The following is a 26,322-nucleotide window of genomic DNA, read 5'->3' on the forward strand; positions in this document are numbered from 1 at the left end:
GGCTTTTCATTTTCACGAATATCTGCAACCAGTTCACTCAGCTCATCTTCACGCAAGCCAAATGACCAATCCGGGAAGAAATATTTTTGTGGATTAGCATTAGAAGTTCTAGGGAACGCCTGACCAATAACTGCAATACGATGACCGCCAACATTTTTAATCACATACGGTTTAAAAGGTAGTGCATCATCTTCACTATACAGGCCATTACCGTCATACTTTTCGGTCATGGTCATGTATTCATCACCCATTAATGCATCTTCCATAATACGTACATTTTGACCTAAGAAATCACCCTTGAAAAATCCAATATTTTTAAGCGTTTCTGCCTCTTTGTAAGTAAACTCCCAGTGACCAACCATCACATCAACACCCAACATATTGCAGGCTTCCACCATGTCGGCACCACGCGTCCATAATGAAGTACCTGAACCCTGCCAAGTATCGCCACCATCAACTGTTAATGTGTTTTGCACGCCACCGGCACTTTCGCGTAAAGACTCTAGTACTGTTTTAATCTGGCCAAAACCACCAGTTTTGCCATATTTAGCAGCTAAATCTTCAAAATTGTTATAAGTAAATGCATAAGCCTCAGGTGAGCCAGGCTTAACACCAATTTGCTTAAGTAAATTGTTACCAACAACATGTGGCAGCTTTCCATACGTCGAGCCAAAGCCAAGATTTACATTAGGCTCACGAAAATAGTTAGGTAATAAATTTCCGTGAGTATCGGTAATATGCAAAATACGCGCATTGCCGGTTTTAGGTACCTCGTACATATTATCTTGCGAAGCAAGCTTAGCCGATGCATCGCTACCACAACCACTAATCAAGCCTGCTGCTGATCCAGCGCTCAGTACCTTAATAAAATCTCTACGTGTTAACGACATACTTTCTCCTCAGAAAATTCATATTATTTTAATTTTTCGAACAATGGAATTTTGTATCAAGAACAAGGTAAGTGCCCTTTACAAACGTCATCATTCTAACTAGGGAAAGTATAACGCAGGTCAAGGATTAAAAAAAATGTTTCTAATATTTTTTAGTATTTACAACATTCATCTTAGCACAACTAATAAAAAATTCTATAATATCGGCTATGGAAATCGCTCAACTACTAACAAACATTGTCAATACTAAATTTGACATTCAATTTACCGGTCTCAGTCTAAACGCTAGCAAAATCCAGCCGGGTGATATTTTCGTTGCTCTTCAAGGCAGCAAATCCCATGGTGCAGATTACGCTGACCAAGCCATTGATCGAGGCTGTGTTGCAATACTAGTAGACGCCAAAAATCTTGAGTGCAATGTACCAACAATTCGCATTGATAATTTATCTGATCACCTGCCAACACTGGCCAAAACCTATTACTCTGATGCTACAAAAGTGGAGTTAATCGGTGTGACCGGCACCAACGGCAAGACTTCAGTTGCGCACTTTATCTCGCAACTGCTAAACAAACTAGGAACTAATACCGGCCTTATTGGCACCCTAGGTATTGACAAAAACTCACAACAATCATCCAATACTACGCCTGATATATTGACACTCTACCGAGCACTGAATGAGTATTATCAACATGATATAAAAACAGCAGTTTTAGAAGTCTCGTCGCATGCTTTGGCGCAAAATCGCATCGAAGGCTTAAATATTACCCAGGCAGTATTCACTAATTTTTCCCAAGATCATCTGGATTATCATCATTCACTTGAGATGTACAAGAGTGAAAAGATCAAGCTGTTCCAATTAGACTCTCTCAAAAGTGTCGTTTTAAATGTGGATGATGCCAGCTTTAAAGACTTTGACATTGCCAGCAAGGATGTGGAAAAGTTCAATTACTCAATTGATGATTTTGACGATATTAAAATCAGCGAGTATGGCTTTATCACTCACCTTAATGGCTTTGTTTTTGAAGTTCCATTTTTAGGTGAATTTAATCTAATGAATGTTTTGACTGCTTACAATACCCTTAAAGCACTTGGCTTTAAGGATGAGCAAGTTATCCCTTTACTGCACCAGCTCAGCCCACCACCTGGCAGAATGCAAAAAAATGCACAACAATTAATATGGATAGATTACGCTCATACACCTGATGCGATTGAAAAAGCCATTATCACACTTCAAGATCACTATCCAGAGCATAAAATTCGTGTCATTTTTGGCTGTGGTGGAAATCGTGATAAGGATAAACGCGCCAAGATGGGCAAAATCACCTCTAAGTTGGCCGACACAATTATTCTTACTAACGACAATCCAAGAGATGAAAATCCTCAAGCTATTATTGATGACATCCTAAGTGGTATTGACGATAGTTATGAAGTTATCATCACTGAAAATCGCCAGACTGCGATTGAAAATGCTGTGATTACTCTGGGTGAAGATGAATGCCTGTTAATTGCTGGAAAAGGGCATGAAACTACACAAATTTTTAACCATGAAACTATAGAATCAAACGACAATGACATGGTGTTAGCCGCTATTATCGAAGCAGCAAGGTTGAAAAAAATAAAAAACAAGCAGCGTTAAGCTATTAAGACCTAGTTTTGAAAAAAAGGTAAATGGAAATTTACCGCTAAAGCAAAAAAAAATAATGCTACAAACTAATACAAAAACTTTAGCCAAACTGTTCAATATTAATTGTGGCACTAATGTTGAATTTTCAGGCATTTATACCGATACAAGGCAGCGTATGGATGGCGGTGTGTTTCTTGCTCTAATTGGTGATAATTTTGATGCTCACAACTACATACAAAAAGCTGAAGAAATGGGCGCTGTTGCCATTATTGCCAGTCGTCAAGTATCAAGCAGGCTCCCCGTTTTGTTGGTTAAAAATACGCAAGATGCGCTCAGTAAAATTGCCAAACACCACTTAAACAATATCAAACCAATGGCCGTAGCCATTACCGGTAGCAACGGAAAAACCACCACTAAAAATTTACTGGCCAACATTCTCAAACTGTCTGCACCAACGCTTAAAACTGCAGGCAATTTAAATAATCATCTCGGTGTGCCAATGACACTCCTAAAGCTTGAGCCCACGCACCAATACGCGGTGATTGAAATGGGGGCTAATCATTTGGGTGAAATCAAACACCTGCGTGAGCTGGTACAACCTGATGTGGCTGTAGTAACTAATACCGGAGATGCGCATATCGGTGAATTTGGCAGTAAAGAAAATTTAATTAGCGCCAAGGGTGAAATTTACTCGGTAGATTCTCAAAATATCACTAACACCAATACCAACTATACAGCCGATCTTAGCTTTGGAAATGATGGCGATGTGTTTGCTAGCAATATTCATGAATCAAACTTTACACTTAACATTAAAGAGGAAAATATCGATGTGTCGCTACAACTAATTGGCAAACACAATATAGACAACGCCTTGGCAGCGAGCGCTTGTGCACATGCCTTGGGCATTGATATTGATCAAATTAAATTGGGCCTTGAAAATACCAAGGCAGAGTCTGGACGCCTAAATACCATCCGTACTGAAAAATTTACACTCATTGACGATACTTACAACGCCAGCCCCACTTCAGTCAAAGCAGCACTTGAAACTTTATCGCAATATCGGGGCGAATTAGTTGTGATATTAGGCGATATGGCAGAGCTCGGCGATGAAGCAATATCACTGCATCAGCAAGTGGGCAAGCTCGCTAAACAGATCACAGCTAATTTTTACAGCTTTGGTACACTCTCCAAACACTACCAAGCCCAACATTTTGATTCACAGCAGCAACTATCTGACCACATTATAAAGAATCACTTAGACTCAACCGTTCTTGTTAAAGGCTCTAGAATCGCCCAACTGGATAAACTTATCACTCTTTTACAAAAATAACTCGTTTTTCACTTGACCTTTTGTCAAAACCTAGCGATAATTACGCGCTTGATGGGCCCGTGGCTCAATTGGATAGAGTACTCGGCTACGAACCGAGCGGTTACTGGTTCGACTCCAGTCGGGCCCACCATCAAATTCACATCAAGTTTATTCGCCCAAAGTACTTCTGATAGAATACACGCATGATGACAATCCCCAACATAATTACACTTTCTAGAATTTTCTTAATTCCAGTTTTTGTCGCCCTCTATTATTTCCAGCCGGCCTATACACAAACGCCAGTTTTTACCTGGATTAATTTTTGTCTAACGGGCGCTTATGCCTTTATCAGCACAACTGATTACTTAGATGGCTATCTCGCCAGAAAGCTTAACATGACTTCGCAATTGGGTGCTTTTCTAGATCCTGTGGCAGATAAGCTTATGGTTTCGGTTGCACTGATTATGCTGGTAGATTTTTACCCATCAGATACGCATTGGTATATCACCATTGCTGCGCTTATTATCATTTCTCGTGAAATTTTAGTCTCGGCTTTAAGAGAATGGATGGGCACTATTGGTCAACGATCGAATGTGAATGTTTCTTACATTGGCAAGGTTAAAACCTTTGTGCAAATTTTTGCCATTTTATTCTTACTCTATCAGCAGCCCTTCTTTGGCCTACCTAGTTTTGAGATTGGCGTTACCCTGCTAATAGCAGCAACACTCCTAACTTTATGGTCTGGTTTTATTTATTTAAGAGAAGGGGTTAAAACTTTTGATAATTAATCCCAAATCGGTCTTGACTATTTTGAAAAAAACACTATAATTTCACCTTCTACTGCGGGAATAGCTCAGCTGGTAGAGCATCACGTTGCCAACGTGAATGTCGCGAGTTCGAATCTCGTTTCCCGCTCCAGATTTTTAAAAGGCCTGTTTATCAGGTCTTTTTTTATATAGCCTTTTTGCACGCACCTTGGCCGGATAGCAAATCGGTTATGCAGTGGATTGCAAATCCATCTAGACCAGTTCGATTCTGGTTCCGGCCTCCATATATAAAAAAAGCCCGATTTATTATCGGGCTTTTTTTATGCAATCACTTAAGCTAAGCTACCAATTCTCGCCCAGGAGTTCAAAATAAGCTTGCGGGTGCTGGCACGCTGGACACAGCTCTGGCGCCTCTTTAGCTTCGTGTAAATAACCACAATTTCGACAACGCCAGGTTACGACACCATTACGCTTAAATACACGCCCTTCTTTGATATTCTTGGCAAGTGCCTTATAGCGACGATCATGCTGTTTTTCAGCAATAATAATTGACTCAAAAGTTTGAGCGATATCGTCAAACCCTTCTTCTCTAGCTGTTTTTGTAAACGCAGGATACATCACTGACCATTCGTATTCCTCTCCTTCTGCAGCTGCCATTAAATTATCAAAGGTATTGCCAATAACGCCAGCAGGAAATGAGCAGGTAATCTCTAACTCGCCACCTTCTAAATATTTGAAAAATCGCTCTGCATGTTCTTTTTCTTGGCTAGCTGTTTCTAAAAAAATATCAGCAATTTGCATTAAACCTTCTTTTTTCGCCTTACTGGAAAAAAAAGTATAGCGATTTCGTGCTTGTGATTCTCCCGCAAAGGCAATCAACAAGTTTTTCTCAGTTTGCGATCCTTTGATACTGTTTGACATAAGACTTATTGTTAACGAAATAATGACAAAATTATAACGCCATACACAAACTTACGGCTGGTTATTCTCTATAGGGCTGTCCATTGCTGCTCTAATAAAATCTCTTGATCATTTTTTATTAAGACTTGATACATATCTCCAGACTCTAAAACACCCACGCCTTTTGGTGTGCCTGTCATCACAATATCTCCATCCTCTAAATGCATAAAAGATTGAATTTCTTTTAATATTTTTTCAGGAGAGTGAATCATTAGCTCTAGATTTCCTTGCTGCGCAACAACGCCATTAATAGACAATGTGAACGACAAAGAGGGATCGATACTTTCTATCGGAATAAACATGCTAAATACCGCTGATCCGTCAAAAGACTTGGCACGCTCCCAGGGGAGTGATTTTTTCTTAAGTTGGGATTGAAGCCCTCTTTTAGTTAGGTCAAAGCCAAAACCAACTGCTGAAAACCGACCATTTTCAAAAACAAAGGCTAACTCTCCTTCGTAATGAATAGGCTCTTGGTGGTATGAATTAAGCTCATGGCTAATGGCTGAGTTGGGTTTAGAAAACAACACCATTTGATCTGGAATTTCATTGTTGAGTTCGCTAATATGCGCATAATAATTTCTACCCACGCAAACAACCTTTGAAGGAGTAATCATCTTTTTATTAATACAAATAGTATTCATAACCCCTCTATTTTTTATCTAAAATAATTCTACACCCTAAAAACCGACCAAAAATTTAGTAAATAATTAAAATTGTCAGTATTTGGCTCTGAATTTATGCAAAAACCGACTATTTATATAAAAAAATACCACTTTTAAGCCTTAAAATCGTATTTTATAAACAAAAATACCCACTAAACAATATATTTAGTGGGTATTTTCAGAAATTTAGCAAATTTCAAGAATGGCTTATTTTTTACTTTAAAGCCTTGAGGCGTAAGCGAAGTGCGTTCAGCTTGATAAAACCTGCTGCATCTTTTTGATCATAAGCGCCTTCATCATCTTCAAAGGTGGCAATTTTCTCACTAAACAGTGAATCATCAGATTTACGCCCAACAACTGTAATGCCGCCTTTGTAAAGCTTAAGACGCACAACACCATTAACGACTGCTTGTGTTTGGTCGATTGCCGCTTGAAGCATTTCACGCTCTGGCGCAAACCAAAAGCCGTTATAAACCATCTCAGCATATTTTGGCATTAGCTCGTCTTTAAGATGCGCTGCTTCACGATCAAGTGTGAGACTTTCCATGGCGCGGTGAGCTTTAAGCATAACTGTGCCAGCTGGGGTTTCGTAACAACCGCGTGATTTCATGCCGACAAAACGATTCTCAACAATATCATCACGACCAATACCGTGAGCACCTGCGCGCTGATTAAGCACTTCCATTACCGTTGCCGGGCTCATGGCTTCGCCATCAATGGCCATGATATCGCCCTTTGAATAAGTAAGTTCAATGTATTCAGCTTGGTCAGGTGCGTTCTCAGGAGAAACGGTCCAACGCCACATATCGTCTTCTGGCTCTGCCCAAGGATCTTCCAAGATATCACCCTCATAAGAAATATGCAATAAATTAGCATCCATTGAATAGGGGGATTTTTTATTTTGCTTTTGGTAGTCAATCTCAATACCATGACTCTCAGCAAAGTTCATTAACGATTCACGCGAAGACAACTCCCACTCACGCCACGGCGCAATCACTTGAATATCTGCGTCGAGGGCATAAGCATTAAGCTCGAAACGCACTTGATCATTACCTTTACCGGTTGCACCGTGTGAAATAGCATCTGCACCTACTTCACGAGCAATTTCAACCAAACGCTTAGAAATAAGTGGACGAGCAATCGAGGTACCTAGTAGGTATTCACCCTCATAAATTGCATTGGCACGAAACATTGGAAAGACAAAATCTCTAGCAAACTCTTCACGCAAATCTTCAATATAGATTTCTTTAACGCCTGAAGCTATTGCTTTGGCACGTGCCGGCTCTACCTCTTCACCTTGACCAATGTCAGCGGTAAAAGTAACCACTTCACACTGGTAAGTGTCTTGCAGCCATTTAACGATAATACTTGTATCCAATCCACCTGAATAGGCTAATACTACTTTATTCATCTTTATTCCTTGCGCTCTCTTGAGCCGTACTTTTTCCAAAATTAATTGTTTTTACTAGCAAAACCTTGCCAAGTTGATCAACCACTTCAACCGTCCATTTGCCTGTCCATGTGTGCCAAATATTTTTACTTGACCAAACACGCCAACGATCTCCTTTAATATCAAAGCTAATTTCAGCCTTGGTTTTATTCTGGTAAATCCAGCGGTGTGTGATTCTATCACCGCTTAACTGTCGAACATTGGTAAAGAAATAGATTTTACCTAAAGAATCCTGTGCTTCAGTAATTATCTCAACTGGCTGTCTATCAACCACAGAAGTGGCAAAAACTGCCTGGGAAATATTCTGGTGTGGCCATGCAGCTAATGCAGATTGTGCAATAAATACCCATAATAGTGGGATTATTTTTTTCATTATTTCACCCAATCAACCATATGTAATTCAATTTCATCTTCATTAATTTTAGCATCTGAAAAAGTACGTCCACGTACTGAAATTCCAGCTAAATGCACAGACTCCATATTACCACTAATTAATGGATGCCAATCAAACAACGACTTTTTTTCGTGCAATAACCGATAGGCGCATGTTGGCGGTAACCAGTTAAATTTTTCACCCCAATCTGGGTAAATGGTTAAACAATCAGGTACGTAATCTTGGCGATTGTCATAATGTGGACATTGGCAAGTTTCCTCGTTCATGTAATGACACACCACATCAGTAAAGTAAATATCACCCGTGTCTTCGTCTTCAAGCTTATGTAAACAACAACGTCCGCAACTATCACAAAGCGATTCCCACTGCTCGCGACTCATGTCACTCAGACTGGTTGTTTGCCAAAAATTTAACTCTGTGTCTGACATAACCTTACAACAATCCGCCAACAAGGCGAGCTAAAATTTTTCTACCTTCAGCATCCCCTTTTCGTGCTGATGCACTGGCCCAATAGTAGGCTTTTTGATAGTTAGGCGCTACACCGGTGCCGTTAATATACATCATGGCTAGAGAATTTTGCGAACGGGTAATATCTTGATTAGCAGATTGTTGCATGAGTACAAATGCTTTGCGCTCATCCTTGGCGACCAGCTCGCCAATACTATAAAGTATGCTTAAATTATATTGTGCAATCGGGTTGCCTTGTTGTGCACTAATTAGCAATTTTTCAACATTGGTCATGATATCCAAATTACTATTTAACGAGTCTAATATCTGCTGCTGATCAGGAATCATATTGGATAAATTAATCTCTGGCTGAATATTTAAACCCTCGAGTATGTCGTTTGTTATGCTGATAGGTACTAGACCGGATTCAGTTTGAACACTTTCAACCGTTTGCACCTCAAGTGTTGCAATCTCAAGTGCTAACTCTTCCTCTTTTGATTGCGCCAAAGTCTCTAGATCTTGGAGCAAAATAGTGGCTGTCTCTTGCTGTTGCTCGCTCGCCTTAGTCAGCCATTTTTTAGCCTTAGTAGTTTGGTCGTTAGCTAGTAACAATTGACCAAGCTGCAACTGTGCTTTTGCATGTCCTGCTTGAGACGCTTCTAAAAATAACTGCTGCGCTTTGACTTCATCTTTAATTACACCCATACCTGAAAGTAGGTTTATGGCTAAAGCATATTGCGCATTGATATGCCCTTGGTCTGAGGATTTTCGATAATAATAAACCGCCTGAGCGTATTGATTTCGACTCTGGTAAAAGTCGGCCAAATGAAATTGCGCTTCAGGATCGTATTGGTTGGCAGCCTTTAAATACCAAATTTGTGCTGAGTTATCGTCCTGATCAACACCTACACCCTCTTCATACAACTTGGCTAAGGTCAGCTGTGCAACACCGTAGCCCAGCTGTGCTGCTCGCTCATACCAATGAAAGGCTTTTTTATCATTCGCCTCAACTCCTTCACCAAGTCGATACATCACTGCTAAGTTATATTGCGCAGCAACAAAATCTTGCTCAGCTGCTTTCTCATACCAATCTTTAGCTTGTGTTAAATCTTGAGCGGTACCAATGCCGTGATAATAACCATTGGCAATGTTAAATTGAGCACTTGCATAACCTTGATTTGCAACTTGCGTATACCAATAAAATGCTAATTTTTCATCAGTCTTGATGCCAATACCATTATGGTACATATTCGCCAAGCTGAATTGCGACCTAGCATCACCACTTTTTGCAGATTTTTCTAACTTGGTTAGTAAAAGATCTTGTGACATTTGGCTTGAATCATCAAGTGTTTTAGGCTGTTGATTGATGACCTCATTACCCTGCTCAGACTGCAAAATCTGCAAAGCCTGAGCCGGTGCACAAAGAATACCAATAAGATAGAAAAATTTAATCATTGCTTTATATTTTAATCAGGTTGTTATGAGTTGAGAAGCTAATCTTTCAATGCCAATAGCCACACCAGAACAAGGCGGCAAGGGGGTTTCCAGACAAGCTAAAAATTCAACATCTAGATCAAAAAAAGGCTTATTCAGCTGTTGACGCTTGGCATTTTCATGCGCAAACACCTGTTGATATGACGATGAATCTTGCAACTCATCGTAGCCATTACCTACTTCAACACCTGACAAATACAACTCAAATCTATGCGCAATTCTGCCTTCAATCCTAGCCAGAGCCGACTGCTCGGACGGATAATCATAGATAAAACAGATGGGTATATCCTTTAAACAAGGCTCAACTAAATGCACGAACAAAAACATTTGCAGATCTTCAATCCATTCAAACTCAATACTCAGGCCGTGTGTTAAAGCGATGCGCTTTAATGATTCAAAATCTGTATTTAGTATGTCGATATTAGTAAACTGAGAAAATGCCTGAGCATAAGACATCTTAACTGTCTTATCTTCAAAGCCTAAGTGATGAAGCAATGCAGATAGGTCGGCCATTAGCCGGTGAATATCGAAATTGATTCGGTAGTATTCTAATAAAGTGAACTCATTAAAATTACGCTCACCCACTTCATTGTCTCTAAAGACTGGGCAGATTTGATAAATATCACCACTTCCCTGTGCCAGTAATTTTTTCATTTCTAACTCGGGAGAAGTGTGTAGATACTGTTGTTTTTTTAGGCCAATCGCTTGATTAGTAGCCACAACAATACTGTCAATATAAACGTCAGTTGTCGGGGTATTTAATAAAGATGGTGTTTGCACTTCGAGCAAATCCTGAGCATCAAAAAATGCACGGATTTTTTTAAATAAGACTGCTTTTTTCTCAAGTTCTGTCATGCTGCCAGATTGGAGTAAAGAATGTTAAGCCAACATTTATTTTTAAACAGTAACTATGAGCGTCCAGCATATTCATTAGTACGCGTATCCACTTTAACAATTTCACCAATGCTAATAAAAAGTGGCACTTGAACAACAACACCTGTATTCATAGTTGCCGGCTTTCCGCCTGTTCCAGCAGTATCACCCTTAAGACCGGGATCGGTATCAACAACCTCCAACATAACATGATTTGGTGGTGTAACAGAAATAGGGTTGTCATTCCAAAGCACTACAGTACACATATCCTGTTCAACTAGATATCCGCGTGCGTCATCCATAGCACTATCATCAATGGCGTATTGCTCAAAAGTCTCAGGATCCATAAAATTCCATGCACTACCATCATTATAAAGATACTGCATATCAAGCTCCATAACGTCAGCACCCTCTAAAGACTCACCTGATTTAAAGGTTTTAATCAGGCTTTTTCCAGTAATTAAATCCTTAAACTTGACACGATTAAACGCCTGACCTTTGCCTGGCTTTACAATTTCATTATTAACAATAGAGCAAGGATTGCCGTCCAGCATAAGTTTCATGCCATTTTTAAACTGACTGGTGGAGTAATTTGCCATTTTTTAACCTATTAAGTGTAAAATTCAAGCATCTTATTTTACGCACTTTTTCATGCACATACACGAATACCAGGCGAAAGGCTTATTTAGACAATTCAACATTCAAACGCCCAAAGCCATTTTGGTTACCACTTCCGGTGAAGCTGCCAAAGCTTGTGCCGAATTAGGCGGCAGCATCTGGGTGGTTAAGGCTCAAGTGCACGCTGGTGGTCGTGGCAAAGGCGGTGGTGTGGTTTTATGTCGCTCAATTAATGATGTTGAGAATGCCTGCGAACAACTACTTGGATCAAACTTAATTACGCCACAAACAGATGACAAGGGCCTGCCCATTAACCAACTACTGATTGAAAGTGGTCAAAATATTGAGCGTGAACTGTATCTAGGGCTATTGGTTGATCGACAAACTCAGAAAATTACAGTTCTTGCTTCGACTGAAGGTGGCATGGATATTGAAAAAGTAGCTAGCGACACACCCTCAATGATCATTAAGTTTGGAGTTGACCCACTGGGCGCTTTAAGTGCGAATGATTGCGCTTCAATTGCCTCACAGCTTAATCTTAAAGATACACTGGCCGATCAATTTATAACAACCTTAATGGGCTTGTACGAAATTTTTATCAGCAAAGATGTTAGCCTTATCGAAATCAATCCGCTAATTACAACAACAGAAAACACGTTGTTGGCGCTAGATGGAAAAATTGATTTCGATGATAATGCCCTATATCGACACGAAGACATAACTGCCATGCGTGACACTTCACAAGAAGATGAAAAGGAAAATGAGGCAAGTAAATATCAGCTTAACTACATCTCTTTGGATGGCACCATTGGCTGCATGGTGAATGGCGCAGGACTAGCCATGGCGACCATGGATTTGATTGAGCACCATGGTGGCTCACCTGCAAATTTTTTGGATGTTGGCGGTGGCACAACCGCTGATCGTGTTGCAAAAGCATTTGAACTCATTCAAACAGAGGCAAATGTTAAAGGTGTTTTAGTCAATATTTTTGGCGGCATTGTTCGTTGTGACTTAATTGCTCAAGGTATTTTACAAGCGATTGAAAAAGTAGGTCTAAACCTACCAATCGTGGTGCGTTTAGAAGGAACTAATGCCACTGAAGGCTTAAAACTCCTTGATGAATCAACAGCAGAAATTTACACCGAAGCGGACCTTACTCAGGCAGCGATTAAAATTGTATCGCTAGCAAAAGGAGTGGCAAAATGAGCGTATTAATCAATTCTAGCACTCGAGTCATCACTCAAGGCTTTACCGGCAAGCAAGGCACTTTTCATTCGCAACAAGCTATCGACTATGGAACACAGTTTGTTGGTGGTGTTACTCCTGGAAAAGGTGGGCAAACACACCTAGATTTACCCGTATTTAATTCTGTTAAAGAATCAATGGCAGCAACTGGCGCTACCGCCACCATGATTTACGTACCGCCGCGCTTTGCCTATGCCTCTATTGTTGAAGCAATTGAAGCTGAAATACCGGTTATCGCTTGTATTACAGAAGGCATTCCTGTGCAAGACATGCTGAAAATCAAAGCAATCTTAAAAGATTCTAATTCAACCTTGATTGGTCCCAATTGCCCAGGCGTTATCACCCCTGACGAATGCAAGTTGGGCATTATGCCAGGCAATATTCATCAAGCTGGTAGTGTTGGTGTGGTATCTAGATCAGGCACACTTACTTACGAAGCCGTTCATCAAACCACCCTAACAGGGCTTGGTCAAAGTACTTGTATTGGTATTGGTGGCGACCCTATTCAGGGGATGAATTTCATTGATTGTTTGGCGCTGTTTGAACAAGATGAGCAAACCCAATCCATTATCATGGTGGGTGAAATCGGTGGATCTGCTGAAGAAGAAGCAGCAGAATTTATCAAAAGCAACATATCAAAGCCTGTTGTCTCTTATATTGCCGGACTAACTGCACCAAAAGGTAAGCGTATGGGGCATGCGGGTGCAGTTATTAGCGGTGGAAGTGGAAAAGCAGAGGATAAAATCAAAGCGCTCGAAGCGGTAGGTGTTGCCATTGCACCTACGCCTGCAATGATGGGGTCAACTCTTTTAGAAATTTTAAAATAATCCATAAGGTGATAGGCAAATTCTATCACTCAGATAAATCATGAAAAAACCTATTGTTGTTTTGGGAATCGGTGAGCTTGGCAGTGTTTTTGCTCGTGCTTTTCTAAAAAATAATTACCCGGTATATCCCATCACTAAAGAGACAGATATTAATGAGCTTGCACATAATATTGATCCAGAGTTAATCTTAATCTGCACCGGGGAAGCTGACTTACAAAACGCGCTAAAAGACATTCCAGATAAATGGAAAAATCGTGTGGCAATGATGCAAAATGAACTTTTGCCCAGAGATTGGGAAGATCATGGATTTATTAATCCAACGGTTATTTCTGTATGGTTTGAAAAGAAAAAAGGCATGGATTCTAAGGTGTTAATATCCTCTCCTGTATTTGGTAAAAAATCCCACATATTGGCCGAATCTCTTGCTCTAATCGATATTCCAGCCCATGTACTTAACAGTGAAGATGCTCTGTTATTTGAATTGGTCTTAAAAAATCTATACATTCTAACAACCAATATTGCTGGCATGGCTATTGAGCCAGGTGCCAATGTTGACAGCCTACGTCGCAATCATCTTCAATTAATGCGTGATGTTTCAAGTGATGTTTTGATATTACAAAGCACACTTACTGGGCGGGTATTTGATCAAACCGATTTAGAACAGGGAATGATTAAGGCTTTTGAAGGGGATTTGAAGCATGGTTGCATGGGTAGATCAGCTCCTGCACGACTTGAGCGAGCACTACAGTTAGCTAGAGAGCTAGACTTGACCATGCCAACCTTAGAAAAAATTAGGAAGAATGCTTAACCATTCATCTTGGCGTAGACTTTTTCAATTTCTTGTTCTAACGCCAATAATGAAAAACCTCTTACCTCTTCAATAAATTTTTGCCCCATAAAAAATACTTGTACCACAGGTAATGAGAAAACACCGTGCTGTGCACAGACTTCTTGCAACTGTTCGCAATCAATATAAACCATTTCCAGATCTGGAAACTTAGCTGAATAATTATTAAATATTTGTGGCTTAATAGTCTGACAAACACCACAATGAGCGCCGCCAAATAAAATTAACACTGCATCCTTTTCACGCTTAAGACTCTCTAATTGATCTTGACTTTCTAGTTGATTCATAATTGCTCTCCTAGTTGGGTAAAGAATACCTCAAAACTGGGCAGATTTAATTCTGCCTGTCTTTGTTTTTCACCCCACATTGGCTCTGGAAAGTAGCTATCAGCCTCAAAACGCGCCATAACATGCCAATGAACGTGCGGCAACAGGTTGCCAAATGATGCGATGTTGATCTTATCAGCTTTAAAATAGTCCAACATATATTTTTCAGTCACATCAATTATTCTAAAAATTTCCAGTTTTTCATCAACACTACATTCGCTAAATTCTTTAATTTTCCTTTGGGTAAAAATCTTAACCCAGGGTACTTCACTTGTCTCAATCTCTACTTTAACCAATTCATTTTCAAAAATCATATCTGTCTCTTTAATAAAATCGTCATAGGTCTTGCGACGATGCGTCTATAGTCAACAACATCGCATCACCATAAGAGAAAAATCGATATTCATTTTCAATAGCATGTTGATAAATCTCCATCATTCTTTCTCGACCAATAAAAGCACTAACCAGCATCAGCAAGGATGACTTTGGCAAGTGAAAATTAGTAATCATCATATCCACTATCTTAAACTCATAGCCAGGATAGATAAAAATATCAGTCTCTTCTTTTGTAGCATGAAGTGTGCCACTCTTAGCGGCAGACTCCAGGGATCTAACTGCCGTAGTTCCCACGGCAATAATGCGCCCACCATTAGCTTTGGTTTGCTGGATTTTGTCCACTGTTTTTTGATCAATTTCAAAATATTCACTATGCATCTGATGATCAGTAATATTATCAGCCTTAACTGGTTGAAACGTACCCGCCCCCACATGTAGTGTTACAAAAGTATGGTCAACACCCTGGTTTTTTAATTTTTTTAACAAGGCATCATCAAAATGCAGCCCTGCCGTCGGCGCTGCTACCGCACCTTCTTGCTCAGCAAAAACTGTCTGGTAGCGCTCTAAGTCAGATTTTTCATCACTACGCTCAATATAAGGCGGAAGCGGGATATGACCCACATCATTTAACAATCCCAGTAATGAGTCTGTTTCAAAATTTAATGTATAAAAGCCATTCTCTTTGTTGATAACTTGGGCTTTATCACCATTTTCCAAAGTGATAAAACTGTCCATTTTTGGCGCTCTAGAAGCTTTCACCATGGCTAGCACTTGCTTATCATTTAGCAGGCGCTCAATCATAATTTCAACTTTACCACCTGAAGCTTTATGGCCAAATAATCTTGCAGGAATAACACGCGTGTTATTCATCACTAGCAAATCGCCAGGCTTAATAAACTCAGTTATTTGATAAAAGTGTGCATCAATTATTGTATTTTGAGGCACTAAAAGTCTTGAATCCGTTCTGTTTTCTGGCGGATTTTGTGCAATCAAAGACTTGGGTAAATCAAAATCAAATTCACTTAATAACATAACTTACTTAGCACTCTTGTCCAACAGAGCTTGCTTACTAAACAATTCTAATACTTGGTGGCTGGCTGTCACAATTGCTCTAGGCGTGATCGTGGCGCCAGTAAATGCCTCAAAAACACCACCATCACGCTTTACTTTCCAATTATCTGGACCAGGATTTGATAATGACAATCCAGTAAATTTCTTAATCCAATCTGACTTTCTTGTTTCAATTTTATCACCCAGGCCAGGGGTTTCTTTATGAGCAATAACGCGCACACCAAGCAGCGTTTGATCAGATGAAATCCCTGTTAGTAGGAGAATATTGCCATTGTATCCATTAGGGTAAGTGTGCTCTATTAAATGAGCAAAAACCTGTCCATTGCGTTTTGCAGGGTAAATATTAATACTTTGATGCACGCCATGCAATGTTAACAACTGCGTATATTTATCTTTCAATATATCATTATCATAATTAGACACAAGCTCAGCTAAGCGCTTAATCAATAGCTGCTCTTCATTGTGTTGAATTTGCTCTTGGGTAGTGTTTTGCGTCCAGCTCACAAAGAAAATACTGATTATCGTGAAGATCAACAACAACAGACCTGGCTTTAAAATTTCCTTAATCATGATCTTCCAAACACCTTTGGCTGTGTGTAATGATCAATTAACGGCACCACCATATTCATTAACAATACAGCAAACGCAACACCATCAGGATAACCGCCATAGGTGCGAATAACAACAATCAACATGCCAATCAAAAATCCATAAATTAATCGCCCTCTAGGTGTTGTACTAGCTGAAACTGGATCGGTAGCAATAAAAAATGCGCCCAACATTGTACCACCCAATATCAAGTGGTTTTGAACTGGCAGATGCTGCTGTGCATCAAGCATCGAAATAAGCGATGCCACAGTCAAAATTCCAGCTAAAACTGCAACAGGAATATGCCAAAATATAATTTTGCGCGCCAATAAATAAATACCGCCAACTAAAAATCCTATATTAATCCACGATTGAGAGATGGAACGCACTTGCAGTGTTGCGATATCACTCCCTAAAGATAGACTAGTTTTAACGTCATCTAATCTTGTTGCACCACTTATTCCATCAAAATTTAATAAATTAAACACCTCATCAACCACCTGACTCAAGCTTAAAAAATCAACTGGCCAGGTGGTCATTTGCAAAGGGTATGAAATCAATAAAAAAGCATAGCCCAGCATAGCAGGATTAAACGGGTTATTGCCCAGGCCACCATACAACTGCTTACCAAAGATAATTGCAAATGCAACGCCCACAACCACCAGCCACCACGGCGCAATAGAAGGAATAGAAATAGCCAGCAAAATGGCCGTTAAAACTGCCGAACCATCACTGAGAGACGCCAGAACCGAACGACCTCGCATCGCCACAAAAGCGGACTCAACAATCAATGCTGAAACAACGCCTAGCAATATTTGAACAATAATACCCCAGCCAAAGAATACATAAGATGCACTAACACCTAGCACCAGGGCATAAATAACCTGTCTCATAATTTGATTAGTATTAAGTCCAGTACTATGCATTGTCTTCCTTGGTTTTTTTAACGCGCGCCATTGCCTGGGCGATTTTATCCTTTTGTGCTGAATCTGCCTGTTTATCTTTAGCCATTTTCTCTTTTAGCGCTTGCTTTTTCTCAGCCATCATTTTTGCACGCTCTTGTTTATTGCGCTCTAATCGATACTCTCTAAACTCAAAGCGCTCTCTAGCAATATCAGTTTTATGTTGATCAGTTTCTTGTTTTTTGGATAACGCCTTAGCAAAAGAGAAATAACTTACCAAGTCAATATGACTAGGACAAACATACGAGCAACATGCACATTCAATGCAGTCTAGTAGATGGTAATCCATGCACTTGTCAATATTTTTACCTTTGGCATGCCAATAAAGCTGCTGTGGTAACAATCCAATTGGGCAAACCGTATTGCAACTATTGCAACGAATACATTCTTTAGTGGCTTGTACGGGCTTTTTATTATTGACAAAAATACAATTCGTAATTTTACAAATTGGCACTTGAGTGGTTTCTACATCAACCCCCATCATCATACCACCCATGCGGTAATCATGCGCTTGACTGTTAACCTTGGTAAGGCCGATCACTTGCTCAAAGGAGGTTCCTAGCCGCACTTCTGCGTTGATGGGTGTTAGCGCATCCCCTGTAATTGTTACAATGCGTGAGACCAAAGGACGTTGATCGATAACCGCATCATAAATAGCTTTGGTACTTGAAACATTTTGACATAAAACACCTTTATCTGCTGCAAATCCACCTGATGGAATTTCAATATTTAGCAAAGCTTTAATTAAAAGTTTTTCAGCGCCAGAAGTGTATTTTGTGGGCAGCTGGACAAGACTGATTCGATCATTATGACTAAACATCAACAGAGACTGATACGCCTCTTGCTTGTCATCTTCAATGGCAATAATGGCTTTTTTGGCACCAGTGATGTGTAATAAAATTTCTACGCCACGTACAACTTCTCGAGGATGGTGTTGCATTAGCGCATCATCGCACATCACCCCAGGTTCGCACTCTGTGCCATTAATAATCAGGGTATGGCAGTCAGTTGCCTTACTCAGCTTTGTATGCGATGGAAACCCGGCGCCACCTAAGCCTACAATACCTGAACGCTGAACATAGTCAATCATTGTTTGTCGGTCACAATGTAGGAAATCATGTCCACAACCTTGTGTCTCAATCCACTCATCTTGGCCATCAGACTCAATACTAATACAGTTAGATTTTAAGCCTGACTTATGTGGAATAATTTGCTTGTCAATTGCCGTGACAGTGCCAGATATAGAAGCGTGAATAGGTACACAGAATTGATCTTCTGTTTTTGCAATAATTTGTCCTGTCAGCACCCTATCACCAACACTAACACAAGGCTTGGCTTCTGCACCAATACGTTGTTGAAGTGGTAAAACCACCTTACTAGGCAAGGGTGCTTGAACAATTTCTACTTGATTAACCGGATAAGGATTGGCAATTACAACGCCACCTGAGAAAGTATTATTAGACACGAACTTCTCCAGGAATATTTGGTACAAAGGTTGATAAGGTTGGGGTGATTTCTCTTACATAGATACAGTCAACTGGACAAACTGGAATGCATAAATCACAACCCGTGCATTCATCCTGGATAACCGTTGTCATTACTTTTGAGGCACCTACAAACGCATCTACAGGGCAAGCCTGAATGCACAAAGTACAGCCAATGCATAATTTCTCATCAACATAAACAACATGGTCAGGTTTGGTTTCTCCGTGTTCTTCATTTAGTGTTAAGACCTCCAAGTCCAACAGCTCTGCCAATGCATCCACACCCTCTTGACCACCGGGCGGACACTGATTTATTTGCGCCTCGCCTTTAGCTAAAGCTTCAGCATACGGACGACAGCCCGGAAAGTCACACTGTCCACATTGGGTTTGCGGCAAAATAGCATCAATTTGATCAACCAAAGGGTTGCCTTTAATTTTAAAACGAATCGCAGCATAACCCAGGATCAGTCCAAGAATTAGGGTTAAGCTTGAAAAAATAACAACCGATTCTATCACTAGGCCAGTCCAATAAAGCCCATAAATGCCATAGACATTAAGCCTGCGGTAATCAAGGCAATAGGCGCACCCCTAAAGGCAACAGGTACATCAGCTGTATCAATACGTTCACGAATAGCTGAAAATAACACCAGTACAAAAGAAAAACCAATCGCTGCGCCAAAGCCATACACGACTGACGCTAAAAACCCATTATCCTGGTTAACATTTAAAAGTGCCACGCCCAGTACTGCGCAATTGGTGGTAATAAGTGGTAGAAAAACACCGAGAGATTGATGCAGAACAGGAGAGGTTTTATTAACTACCAGCTCTGTAAAACCCACCACACCTGCAATGGTAACAATAAAAGCGATGGTTCTCAAATATTCCATTTCAAATGGTATGAGAATGTAAGTATTAATTAAGTAGCTAGAAACACTGGCTAAAGTTAAAACAAAAGTTGTCGCAAAACCCATGCCAATAGCAGTCTCGACTTTTTTAGAGACTCCCATGAATGGACATAATCCTAGGAACTTCACCAAGACGAAATTATTCACCAAGATTGTGCTCACTAAAATTAAAACATATTCATTCATACTGCTGATTTTAACCAACAATTATAAATTCATATAGCTAATTTTGACTCGTCTTATCCTTTAGTTTATCAAGCATTTGCCAGTATAGATCTAATTTACATTGCCGTCTCATAGAAAGTCAAAGTATCCGCATAATTCTGCACGCCGAACTCACCATACTGATAATCAAGATCAAATGAGTCAACACCACAACGCAACATTAGTTGAATCCTATTACGGTTAGCATTAAATGCAAAAATTTCACCTGTATAACGCCATACGCTTCTTAATATTCTAACTTGAGTACAAACTCTACAATCATCAGCATTTCTAAAGTCAACAGCAATCAATGGAATACTCTGCAAATCATTGGCAATCCGCTCAATCTGATCTGTGACTTCCAATCGAAGAGAAATTTGTAAATTTTCTAATAATTGCTTATCTTCAAAAAGCCACCTATCCAGCGAGATGGTGCAATTTTCTACCAACTGTGATTCAAAATCAGATACGTGCAATAATTCCTTGCTAAGAATGATATTATTTTTTGTAGTCATTTTATCCCTCGATAATTAAAGTTAACATAGAAACTAAGATATACATATTTTTCTAAAAAAATAGAAATAAATAGTAAAAAAATAACTTTATTATTTAAAAATATGCAATTAATAGTATATTATTCTCTTATTAATAAAAACTATAGAAATTATTATGGACAAGACGGACATACAAATTCTAAATTTGTTACAAAAAAATGCAGATTTAACTATTCAAGACATTTCCAAATCGGTTTATTTATCGACCACTCCCTGCTGGAAGAGAATTAATAAATTAAAGTCGATGGGTTTTATTCAAAAAACCGTAGCAATACTTGATCCAAAAAAAACAAACCTAAATACTATAGCTTTTGTATTTGTTACCATTGAGAGCCATGACCAAGAAAAACTAGCCCTATTCTCCAGGGTTGTTGAAAGAATGCCAGAAATTGTAGAGTGTCATCGCATGAGTGGCACGATTGATTATTTACTAAAAGTAATTATTAAGGATATTGAGAGCTATGATTTATTCTATAAAAAACTAATTAACAAAGTGTCATTTCTTAAGGTTACATCTAATTTTGTACTTGAAAAAATAAAACAAACTAGCGAAATTCCAATTATGGGTAGCATCGATATTACATAATAATCTTTATCATGCCAAATGAGCTAACCAGTAACAACGCACTGCCTACCCATTTTTTAAAAACCTGGTCATTTTCAATTATTTTTTGATGCACCCTAATGCCAACCACATGGCCAATGGCCGCAATAGGGATTAAAACAAGGGCGAATTCCCAATCAATAGTGACCCCCATCAGCATAAAGGTGACCATCTTAATGCTCACCAATACAAACCAAAGTACAAATAAAGTATTGCGCAAATACTCTTTGGCAATATGGCGCATATACACCGCTACAATTAGTGGCGCACCTGTAAGCGAAGTGCCTGCCACATAACCGCCCAAAATCAGTAATAATTTATCTATCCAGGGCTTATCTGATGTAATTTTTTGATTAAAAATCCAGGTAATGGCATAAAAAATAGTGATGGAATAAATAAAGATAATCACCACCCGATCAGGCAAGCTTAATAACCCGGCAACACCAACGAGTGTGGGTGGAATAATCCATACTAATGAGCGCTTTAGATAATCCCAGTCCACTTTTTTTATGGACTTAACCAGTGTTAACGACGAAAAAAACAGTAGGTGAATACCGATTACGGGCAACCAATATACAGGGCTACCGCCAATCAATAGCATTAGTGGTAGTCCAATTGCTGCACCACCAAAACCCAGTCCTGTGCGGACAAACCCTGTCCATAGAAAAATCAGACTAACCAGCACAAGACTGGTAGTATCAAAAACCATTAGCGCAGAGTATTCGCCAACTTTTCTGCACTCTGCTGAGTGAGTTGTGCATCTTTCGCCTCAACCATGACACGAATGAGTGGCTCAGTGCCTGAGGCACGGATTAGCACCCTTCCCTCGTCACCCAGATTTTCCTCAACTTCTTTAATAGTTGTGTTTAACTGCTGGTGATTATCAAGATCGACTTTCTCTTTGGTTTTGACATTAATTAACACTTGCGGGTATTTAACCATTTGATTTTTCAATTGATGAAGACTAGTGCCACTCTTAGCAAGAACTTCCAATACTTGTAGTGCGGAGATGATGCCGTCGCCCGAGGTGGTCTTGTCTAAACAAATCATATGACCAGAGCCCTCGCCGCCTATTACTGAGCCATGTTCCTTCATTTTTTCCATAACGTAGCGATCACCTACATCGGCTTCAACAAAATCGATATTCAAATCTCTTAAAGCATGACGCATACCTAGATTGGTCATTTTGGTGCCCACCACAACATTATTACTCAAACATTGTTGTGCCTGCCAAGCCTTAGCCACAATAAACACCAACTCATCGCCATCAACCAACTCACCTTGATGATCGACCATCATTAAACGATCACCATCCCCGTCAAAGGCAATACCCAGATCGGCTTTCGTTTCAAGCACAACATCCTGCAGATGTTGAGTATCAGTTGCACCACAATTTTTATTGATATTAACACCATCTGGCGTATTGTTAATCACCGCAGTACTAGCGCCTAATTCTGAAAATACATTATTAGCAATATGATAGGTAGCGCCATTGGCACAATCAATGACAATATTGAGCCCGCTCAAATTGATACCACGATCAAAAGTTGATTTACAAAATTCAATATATCGGCCTAGTGGCTGTTCGTGTCTACGTGCCTTGCCGATTTTATCGGAGCTGACACTTTGCATAGGTTCGGTTAATTTTTTTTCAATTTTAGCTTGATCTTTGCTGCTTAATTTTAGACCTTGACTGGAGAAAAATTTAACTCCGTTATCTTGGAAATGGTTATGGGAAGCGCTAATTACTACACCCGCTGAAGCGTTATAGGTTTGTGTCAAGTAGGCGATAGCTGGAGTTGGCATCGGACCCAATAGCCCCACATCTACACCAGCTGATAAAAATCCTGCCTCGAGTGCAGATTCAAATAAATAGCCCGATACTCTAGTGTCTTTACCAATAACTACGCTCGCCTTGCCTTTTTCTGACAAAACCGAGCCTACTGCCCAACCAAGTTTTAAAAAGAAGTCCGCTGTAATCGGCTCTATGCCTACTTCGCCTCGAATACCGTCTGTTCCAAAATAACTAGCCAATTTATTCTCCCTTTGTCGCTTGTAATACTAATAATGCATCTTTGGTTTCTATAACATCATGAACACGCACAATATCTGCCCCATTTTGAACTGCTATTATAGCGCTTGTTACACTGCCAACTACTCGACCTTTTACATCTCTGTTGTTTAGTATAGCACCAATCATGGATTTCCTAGAGAGCCCTGCTAAGAGTCGACACCCTAAACTCTTAAATTCATCGAACCGACGTAGAATCTCCAGGTTATGTTCCAGCGTCTTTCCAAAGCCGAATCCAGGGTCTAGAATAATCCTTTCTTTAGCAATGCCCACCTGTTCGCAAGCTTCAATTCTTTGTTGGAAAAATTGCCTAATATCATCAACAACATCGCCATATATTGGATTTTGTTGCATGGTTTGAGAAGATCCTTGTCGATGCATAAGACACACATCTACATCCAAAGAGGCAGCTATTTGCAAAGCGCCATCAGCCTGCAATGCATTCACATCATTAATTAAACTAGCGCCTGACGCCACTGCCTGCTCCATAACTTGAGGTTTTGAAGTGTCGATTGAAATAGGGATATTAGTTGCAGTTGATAATGCTTTAATCACCGGTATGACGCGCTCAATTTCATCAGCTGTACTCACAAGCTTCGCCCCAGGACGAGTTGACTCGCCACCGATGTCAATGATATCTGCACCTTGCTCAATCAAACGCAGAGCGCTGGCAATGGCATCTTTAGGGTTAATGTATTGTCCGCCATCAGAAAAAGAATCAGGCGTAACGTTAAGAATGCCCATTACCAATGCTTGAGTGCGTTGAATAGTCATAACGACTACAAGTGGTGTTTATACGATCTTAAGATCGCCATCAAGTGGCTTTTCATCAGAATCATTGGCATCATCTGCCTTAATTCCTGATCCTAGTTCAGTTGAGGCAACCTCTGAATCGGTAACCACTGCCGCTTCTCGAATTGGCTTGCGCTCCATAAGATCATCAATTTGCTCCTTGTCAATGGTTTCAAATTCCATGAGCGCCTTGGTCATTTCGATCAAAATATCTTTATTCTCTTCAAGAATTTTAGTTGCAATCGCATAATTTGTATCAATAATAATGCGTATTTCCTCATCAATCACCTTGAAGGTGTCCTCAGAAATATGCTTATGCTTAGTTACCTGTTTACCCAAAAATACTTCGCCATCATCTTCACCGTAAGCCAGTGGCCCAAGCTTGTCTGACATACCCCAGTGCTTAACCATTTTGTGCGCAATCTCTGTTGCACGCTCAATATCATTACTCGCACCGGTAGTGACAGAATCTTTGCCATAGATTAGCTCTTCTGCAATACGCCCACCAAACAAAGAGGCAACCTGAGAATTCAGCTTACGCCTAGAAATACTATAGCTGTCTTTTTCTGGCAAGAACATAGTTACACCAAGCGCTCTACCTCTAGGAATAATACTCACTTTATAAACTGGATCATGCTCTGGCACCATACGCCCAACAATGGCGTGGCCGGCTTCGTGATAAGCTGTCATTTCTTTTTCAGCCTCATCCATTGCCATAGATTTACGCTCAGCACCCATCATAATTTTATCTTTAGCTTTTTCAAACTCTTGCATACCAACCAAAAGCTTGTTTTTACCTGCTGTAATCAGTGCTGCCTCATTACACAAGTTAGCCAGATCTGCACCAGAAAACCCTGGCGTACCTTTGGCGATATTGACAGACTTCACGTTTTTTGCAATCGGAAGGTTGCGCATATGCACCTTTAAAATTGCATCACGGCCATTAATGTCAGGCAAACCAACCATCACTTGGCGGTCAAAACGTCCAGGGCGTAGCAATGCTGGATCAAGCACGTCAGGACGGTTAGTCGCTGCAATAACAATAATGCCTTCCGAGCCTTCAAAGCCATCCATCTCAACCAGCATCTGATTCAAGGTTTGCTCACGCTCATCATGACCACCACCCATGCCAGCGCCACGCTGACGACCGACTGCGTCAATTTCGTCAATAAAAATAATACAAGGCGCATTTTTCTTAGCTTGTTCAAACATGTCTCTCACGCGCGATGCACCTACACCAACAAACATTTCTACAAAATCAGAACCAGAAATAAAGAAAAATGGCACAGAAGCTTCGCCCGCAATAGCTTTGGCCAAGAGAGTTTTACCTGTTCCAGGGGGTCCGACTAACAAAACACCTTTAGGGATCTTTCCGCCTACCTTGGTAAACTTACCTGGATCAGATAAGAAATCAACTAACTCAGCAACGTCCTCTTTCGCTTCATCCACACCAGCCACATCTGCAAAAGTTACATTTGACTCATCTTTAGGAATTAGGCGTGCCTTAGACTTGCCAAAGCTCATTGGATTTTTGCCACCCATGGCGCCACCAGCACCCTTCATGGTGTAGAGAATCACTGCAATTAACAATAAGATTGGCGCTAGAGAAATAACCAGTTGCTTAAAAAATCCATCTTTTTCAGGTGGCTTAGCAACTACATTTACACCATTGTCGAGAAGGTCACCCATTAAACCTAAATCACCAGGCGAATAAGTAGAAAACTGCTGACCACCAGCGCCCACACCAGAAATACTACTTCCGGCAATGGTTACCTCAGAAACATCCCCTTGTTTAACGCTTTGAATAAACTGAGAATAAGTAATCTCACTCTTCTGCTCATTCACTTCAAATTGACTAAAAATTGAGGTAAGAACACTACCCAAAACCAACCATAACAATAAATTTTTAAACATGGTGCAATACTAAAATTATAAAAAAATAAGACGGGTAACTATACCCTATTGCGTACTTACATATGAGCTGATGGCGTTTTTTCAAGGTTTTTCAACAAAAAAA

General features: G+C 40.0%; 29 protein-coding genes and 3 tRNA genes. 10 read left to right on the forward strand and 22 right to left on the reverse strand.

The genetic code is table 11. The features are described from left to right. Positions 1-890: twin-arginine translocation signal domain-containing protein (locus tag ABNR88_RS01685; protein WP_348669865.1), on the reverse strand; the 890-nt coding region annotated here is incomplete at its 3' end. A gap of 209 nt (positions 891-1,099) precedes the next feature. On the opposite strand from ABNR88_RS01685, the gene ABNR88_RS01690 reads away from it, so the two are divergent. From ABNR88_RS01690 to ABNR88_RS01715, 6 genes are all read left to right on the forward strand, one after another. Further along, positions 1,100-2,527, forward strand: coding sequence for a UDP-N-acetylmuramoyl-L-alanyl-D-glutamate--2,6-diaminopimelate ligase (locus tag ABNR88_RS01690; RefSeq protein ID WP_348669866.1), 1,428 nt, complete (start codon positions 1,100-1,102; stop codon positions 2,525-2,527). A gap of 64 nt (positions 2,528-2,591) precedes the next feature. Continuing rightward, a complete protein-coding gene (gene murF, locus ABNR88_RS01695) occupies positions 2,592-3,845 on the forward strand; it encodes a UDP-N-acetylmuramoyl-tripeptide--D-alanyl-D-alanine ligase (RefSeq protein WP_348669868.1) in 1,254 nt (417 codons plus the stop codon). 53 nt (positions 3,846-3,898) lie between these two features. After that, positions 3,899-3,975: transfer RNA gene (locus tag ABNR88_RS01700), tRNA-Arg, on the forward strand. Between the two features lie 52 nt (positions 3,976-4,027). Beyond that, the gene (pgsA, locus tag ABNR88_RS01705) at positions 4,028-4,612 is read left to right on the forward strand and encodes a CDP-diacylglycerol--glycerol-3-phosphate 3-phosphatidyltransferase (RefSeq protein WP_291929117.1); all 585 of its coding nucleotides are present in this window, start codon (positions 4,028-4,030) and stop codon (positions 4,610-4,612) included. A 54-nt stretch (positions 4,613-4,666) separates the two neighbouring features. Further along, a tRNA-Gly gene (locus ABNR88_RS01710) sits at positions 4,667-4,742 on the forward strand. A 59-nt stretch (positions 4,743-4,801) separates the two neighbouring features. Then, positions 4,802-4,875 (forward strand) — tRNA-Cys (locus ABNR88_RS01715). A 58-nt stretch (positions 4,876-4,933) separates the two neighbouring features. Here the strand turns inward: ABNR88_RS01715 and rbr are convergent. The 8 genes from rbr to efp all read right to left on the reverse strand — a co-directional run bounded on the left by rbr (position 4,934) and on the right by efp (position 11,470). Then, positions 4,934-5,512: a rubrerythrin gene (rbr, locus tag ABNR88_RS01720; protein WP_348669870.1), complete on the reverse strand. Its 579-nt coding sequence runs from the start codon at positions 5,510-5,512 to the stop codon at positions 4,934-4,936. Between the two features lie 68 nt (positions 5,513-5,580). Beyond that, entirely contained in the window at positions 5,581-6,192 is a 612-nt protein-coding gene (locus ABNR88_RS01725; RefSeq protein WP_348669872.1) for a fumarylacetoacetate hydrolase family protein, read from the reverse strand. 235 nt (positions 6,193-6,427) lie between these two features. After that, the gene (locus ABNR88_RS01730; protein WP_291928820.1) at positions 6,428-7,624 is read right to left on the reverse strand and encodes an argininosuccinate synthase; all 1,197 of its coding nucleotides are present in this window, start codon (positions 7,622-7,624) and stop codon (positions 6,428-6,430) included. Then, the gene (locus tag ABNR88_RS01735; RefSeq protein WP_291928818.1) at positions 7,617-8,036 is read right to left on the reverse strand and encodes a DUF2914 domain-containing protein; all 420 of its coding nucleotides are present in this window, start codon (positions 8,034-8,036) and stop codon (positions 7,617-7,619) included. Before ABNR88_RS01735 ends, ABNR88_RS01730 begins: the two co-directional genes overlap by 8 nt. Next, positions 8,036-8,485, reverse strand: a complete 450-nt coding sequence (locus ABNR88_RS01740; protein WP_291928816.1) for a YcgN family cysteine cluster protein — start codon at positions 8,483-8,485, stop codon at positions 8,036-8,038. Before ABNR88_RS01740 ends, ABNR88_RS01735 begins: the two co-directional genes overlap by 1 nt. Positions 8,486-8,489: 4 nt before the next feature. After that, the gene (locus ABNR88_RS01745; RefSeq protein ID WP_348669875.1) at positions 8,490-9,959 is read right to left on the reverse strand and encodes an SEL1-like repeat protein; all 1,470 of its coding nucleotides are present in this window, start codon (positions 9,957-9,959) and stop codon (positions 8,490-8,492) included. 15 nt (positions 9,960-9,974) lie between these two features. Beyond that, positions 9,975-10,853, reverse strand: a complete 879-nt coding sequence (gene epmA, locus ABNR88_RS01750; protein WP_291928811.1) for an EF-P lysine aminoacylase EpmA — start codon at positions 10,851-10,853, stop codon at positions 9,975-9,977. Positions 10,854-10,906: 53 nt separating this feature from the next. Beyond that, positions 10,907-11,470 (reverse strand): elongation factor P, encoded by a 564-nt coding sequence (gene efp, locus ABNR88_RS01755; RefSeq protein ID WP_291928808.1) that lies wholly within the window; start codon positions 11,468-11,470, stop codon positions 10,907-10,909. Positions 11,471-11,522: 52 nt separating this feature from the next. Here efp and sucC point away from each other — a divergent pair, with 52 nt between their 5' ends. Genes sucC through ABNR88_RS01770 form a run of 3 tightly spaced genes read left to right on the forward strand, consistent with a single transcriptional unit; the run spans position 11,523 to position 14,369 of the window. Beyond that, positions 11,523-12,695, forward strand: coding sequence for an ADP-forming succinate--CoA ligase subunit beta (gene sucC, locus ABNR88_RS01760; RefSeq protein ID WP_348669878.1), 1,173 nt, complete (start codon positions 11,523-11,525; stop codon positions 12,693-12,695). Then, positions 12,692-13,561: a succinate--CoA ligase subunit alpha gene (sucD, locus tag ABNR88_RS01765; protein WP_291928803.1), complete on the forward strand. Its 870-nt coding sequence runs from the start codon at positions 12,692-12,694 to the stop codon at positions 13,559-13,561. Before sucC ends, sucD begins: the two co-directional genes overlap by 4 nt. A gap of 40 nt (positions 13,562-13,601) precedes the next feature. Further along, positions 13,602-14,369, forward strand: a complete 768-nt coding sequence (locus tag ABNR88_RS01770; protein WP_291928801.1) for a hypothetical protein — start codon at positions 13,602-13,604, stop codon at positions 14,367-14,369. Here ABNR88_RS01770 and ABNR88_RS01775 read toward each other — a convergent pair. The 9 genes from ABNR88_RS01775 to ABNR88_RS01815 all read right to left on the reverse strand — a co-directional run bounded on the left by ABNR88_RS01775 (position 14,366) and on the right by ABNR88_RS01815 (position 20,799). Next, entirely contained in the window at positions 14,366-14,695 is a 330-nt protein-coding gene (locus tag ABNR88_RS01775; RefSeq protein ID WP_291928798.1) for a thioredoxin family protein, read from the reverse strand. The genes ABNR88_RS01770 and ABNR88_RS01775 overlap by 4 nt on opposite strands. After that, a complete protein-coding gene (locus tag ABNR88_RS01780) occupies positions 14,692-15,048 on the reverse strand; it encodes an HIT family protein (protein ID WP_291928795.1) in 357 nt (118 codons plus the stop codon). The genes ABNR88_RS01775 and ABNR88_RS01780 overlap by 4 nt, the downstream gene beginning before the upstream one ends. A 22-nt stretch (positions 15,049-15,070) precedes the next feature. Next, positions 15,071-16,102 (reverse strand): tRNA preQ1(34) S-adenosylmethionine ribosyltransferase-isomerase QueA, encoded by a 1,032-nt coding sequence (queA, locus tag ABNR88_RS01785; RefSeq protein WP_291928792.1) that lies wholly within the window; start codon positions 16,100-16,102, stop codon positions 15,071-15,073. Between the two features lie 3 nt (positions 16,103-16,105). Further along, positions 16,106-16,711, reverse strand: a complete 606-nt coding sequence (gene rsxG, locus ABNR88_RS01790; protein WP_291928790.1) for an electron transport complex subunit RsxG — start codon at positions 16,709-16,711, stop codon at positions 16,106-16,108. After that, positions 16,708-17,655, reverse strand: a complete 948-nt coding sequence (locus tag ABNR88_RS01795; protein ID WP_291928787.1) for an RnfABCDGE type electron transport complex subunit D — start codon at positions 17,653-17,655, stop codon at positions 16,708-16,710. Before ABNR88_RS01795 ends, rsxG begins: the two co-directional genes overlap by 4 nt. After that, positions 17,648-19,156 carry an electron transport complex subunit RsxC gene (gene rsxC, locus ABNR88_RS01800; protein WP_291928784.1) on the reverse strand — a complete coding sequence of 503 codons (1,509 nt, stop codon included), beginning with the start codon at positions 19,154-19,156 and terminating at the stop codon, positions 17,648-17,650. Before rsxC ends, ABNR88_RS01795 begins: the two co-directional genes overlap by 8 nt. Continuing rightward, complete coding sequence (gene rsxB, locus ABNR88_RS01805) at positions 19,149-19,691, reverse strand: electron transport complex subunit RsxB (RefSeq protein ID WP_291928782.1); 543 nt, start codon at positions 19,689-19,691, stop codon at positions 19,149-19,151. Before rsxB ends, rsxC begins: the two co-directional genes overlap by 8 nt. Further along, positions 19,691-20,266 (reverse strand): electron transport complex subunit RsxA, encoded by a 576-nt coding sequence (gene rsxA, locus ABNR88_RS01810; RefSeq protein WP_291928779.1) that lies wholly within the window; start codon positions 20,264-20,266, stop codon positions 19,691-19,693. The genes rsxB and rsxA overlap by 1 nt, the downstream gene beginning before the upstream one ends. A gap of 95 nt (positions 20,267-20,361) precedes the next feature. After that, the gene (locus ABNR88_RS01815) at positions 20,362-20,799 is read right to left on the reverse strand and encodes a DUF934 domain-containing protein (RefSeq protein WP_291928776.1); all 438 of its coding nucleotides are present in this window, start codon (positions 20,797-20,799) and stop codon (positions 20,362-20,364) included. A 154-nt stretch (positions 20,800-20,953) separates the two neighbouring features. Between ABNR88_RS01815 and ABNR88_RS01820 the strand changes: the two genes are divergently transcribed. After that, positions 20,954-21,424, forward strand: coding sequence for an Lrp/AsnC family transcriptional regulator (locus tag ABNR88_RS01820; protein ID WP_291928773.1), 471 nt, complete (start codon positions 20,954-20,956; stop codon positions 21,422-21,424). Here the strand turns inward: ABNR88_RS01820 and ABNR88_RS01825 are convergent. The 4 genes from ABNR88_RS01825 to ftsH are packed head-to-tail and all read right to left on the reverse strand — an operon-like array spanning position 21,417 to position 26,219. Beyond that, positions 21,417-22,151 (reverse strand): sulfite exporter TauE/SafE family protein, encoded by a 735-nt coding sequence (locus tag ABNR88_RS01825; protein ID WP_291928771.1) that lies wholly within the window; start codon positions 22,149-22,151, stop codon positions 21,417-21,419. The genes ABNR88_RS01820 and ABNR88_RS01825 overlap by 8 nt on opposite strands. Next, complete coding sequence (gene glmM, locus ABNR88_RS01830; protein ID WP_291928768.1) at positions 22,151-23,476, reverse strand: phosphoglucosamine mutase; 1,326 nt, start codon at positions 23,474-23,476, stop codon at positions 22,151-22,153. The genes ABNR88_RS01825 and glmM overlap by 1 nt, the downstream gene beginning before the upstream one ends. A gap of 1 nt (position 23,477) precedes the next feature. Continuing rightward, complete coding sequence (gene folP, locus ABNR88_RS01835) at positions 23,478-24,287, reverse strand: dihydropteroate synthase (protein ID WP_291928765.1); 810 nt, start codon at positions 24,285-24,287, stop codon at positions 23,478-23,480. 18 nt (positions 24,288-24,305) lie between these two features. Next, positions 24,306-26,219, reverse strand: a complete 1,914-nt coding sequence (gene ftsH, locus ABNR88_RS01840) for an ATP-dependent zinc metalloprotease FtsH (RefSeq protein ID WP_291928762.1) — start codon at positions 26,217-26,219, stop codon at positions 24,306-24,308. Positions 26,220-26,322 lie beyond the last annotated feature (103 nt).

Origin of the sequence: uncultured Candidatus Thioglobus sp. (assembly GCF_963981275.1) — a bacterium.
Classification (GTDB): Bacteria; Pseudomonadota; Gammaproteobacteria; order PS1; family Pseudothioglobaceae; genus Thioglobus_A.

Excerpts from the sequence above, each read along its gene's own strand:
- ABNR88_RS01770 (WP_291928801.1), top strand. The coding sequence starts at position 13,602 with ATGAAAAAACCTATTGTTGTTTTGGGAATCGGTGAGCTTGGCAGTGTT.
- ABNR88_RS01730 (WP_291928820.1), bottom strand. The coding sequence starts at position 7,624 with ATGAATAAAGTAGTATTAGCCTATTCAGGTGGATTGGATACAAGTATT.
- murF (WP_348669868.1), top strand. The coding sequence starts at position 2,592 with ATGCTACAAACTAATACAAAAACTTTAGCCAAACTGTTCAATATTAAT.
- rbr (WP_348669870.1), bottom strand. The coding sequence starts at position 5,512 with ATGTCAAACAGTATCAAAGGATCGCAAACTGAGAAAAACTTGTTGATT.
- ABNR88_RS01815 (WP_291928776.1), bottom strand. The coding sequence starts at position 20,799 with ATGACTACAAAAAATAATATCATTCTTAGCAAGGAATTATTGCACGTA.
- folP (WP_291928765.1), bottom strand. The coding sequence starts at position 24,287 with ATGACTATTCAACGCACTCAAGCATTGGTAATGGGCATTCTTAACGTT.
- ftsH (WP_291928762.1), bottom strand. The coding sequence starts at position 26,219 with ATGTTTAAAAATTTATTGTTATGGTTGGTTTTGGGTAGTGTTCTTACC.
- ABNR88_RS01740 (WP_291928816.1), bottom strand. The coding sequence starts at position 8,485 with ATGTCAGACACAGAGTTAAATTTTTGGCAAACAACCAGTCTGAGTGAC.
- ABNR88_RS01780 (WP_291928795.1), bottom strand. The coding sequence starts at position 15,048 with ATGATTTTTGAAAATGAATTGGTTAAAGTAGAGATTGAGACAAGTGAA.
- ABNR88_RS01775 (WP_291928798.1), bottom strand. The coding sequence starts at position 14,695 with ATGAATCAACTAGAAAGTCAAGATCAATTAGAGAGTCTTAAGCGTGAA.
- epmA (WP_291928811.1), bottom strand. The coding sequence starts at position 10,853 with ATGACAGAACTTGAGAAAAAAGCAGTCTTATTTAAAAAAATCCGTGCA.
- ABNR88_RS01795 (WP_291928787.1), bottom strand. The coding sequence starts at position 17,655 with ATGCATAGTACTGGACTTAATACTAATCAAATTATGAGACAGGTTATT.
- ABNR88_RS01725 (WP_348669872.1), bottom strand. The coding sequence starts at position 6,192 with ATGAATACTATTTGTATTAATAAAAAGATGATTACTCCTTCAAAGGTT.
- ABNR88_RS01820 (WP_291928773.1), top strand. The coding sequence starts at position 20,954 with ATGGACAAGACGGACATACAAATTCTAAATTTGTTACAAAAAAATGCA.
- rsxA (WP_291928779.1), bottom strand. The coding sequence starts at position 20,266 with ATGAATGAATATGTTTTAATTTTAGTGAGCACAATCTTGGTGAATAAT.
- ABNR88_RS01690 (WP_348669866.1), top strand. The coding sequence starts at position 1,100 with ATGGAAATCGCTCAACTACTAACAAACATTGTCAATACTAAATTTGAC.
- efp (WP_291928808.1), bottom strand. The coding sequence starts at position 11,470 with ATGGCAAATTACTCCACCAGTCAGTTTAAAAATGGCATGAAACTTATG.
- ABNR88_RS01735 (WP_291928818.1), bottom strand. The coding sequence starts at position 8,036 with ATGAAAAAAATAATCCCACTATTATGGGTATTTATTGCACAATCTGCA.
- pgsA (WP_291929117.1), top strand. The coding sequence starts at position 4,028 with ATGATGACAATCCCCAACATAATTACACTTTCTAGAATTTTCTTAATT.
- sucD (WP_291928803.1), top strand. The coding sequence starts at position 12,692 with ATGAGCGTATTAATCAATTCTAGCACTCGAGTCATCACTCAAGGCTTT.
- rsxG (WP_291928790.1), bottom strand. The coding sequence starts at position 16,711 with ATGATTAAGGAAATTTTAAAGCCAGGTCTGTTGTTGTTGATCTTCACG.
- ABNR88_RS01745 (WP_348669875.1), bottom strand. The coding sequence starts at position 9,959 with ATGATTAAATTTTTCTATCTTATTGGTATTCTTTGTGCACCGGCTCAG.
- ABNR88_RS01825 (WP_291928771.1), bottom strand. The coding sequence starts at position 22,151 with ATGGTTTTTGATACTACCAGTCTTGTGCTGGTTAGTCTGATTTTTCTA.
- sucC (WP_348669878.1), top strand. The coding sequence starts at position 11,523 with ATGCACATACACGAATACCAGGCGAAAGGCTTATTTAGACAATTCAAC.
- queA (WP_291928792.1), bottom strand. The coding sequence starts at position 16,102 with ATGTTATTAAGTGAATTTGATTTTGATTTACCCAAGTCTTTGATTGCA.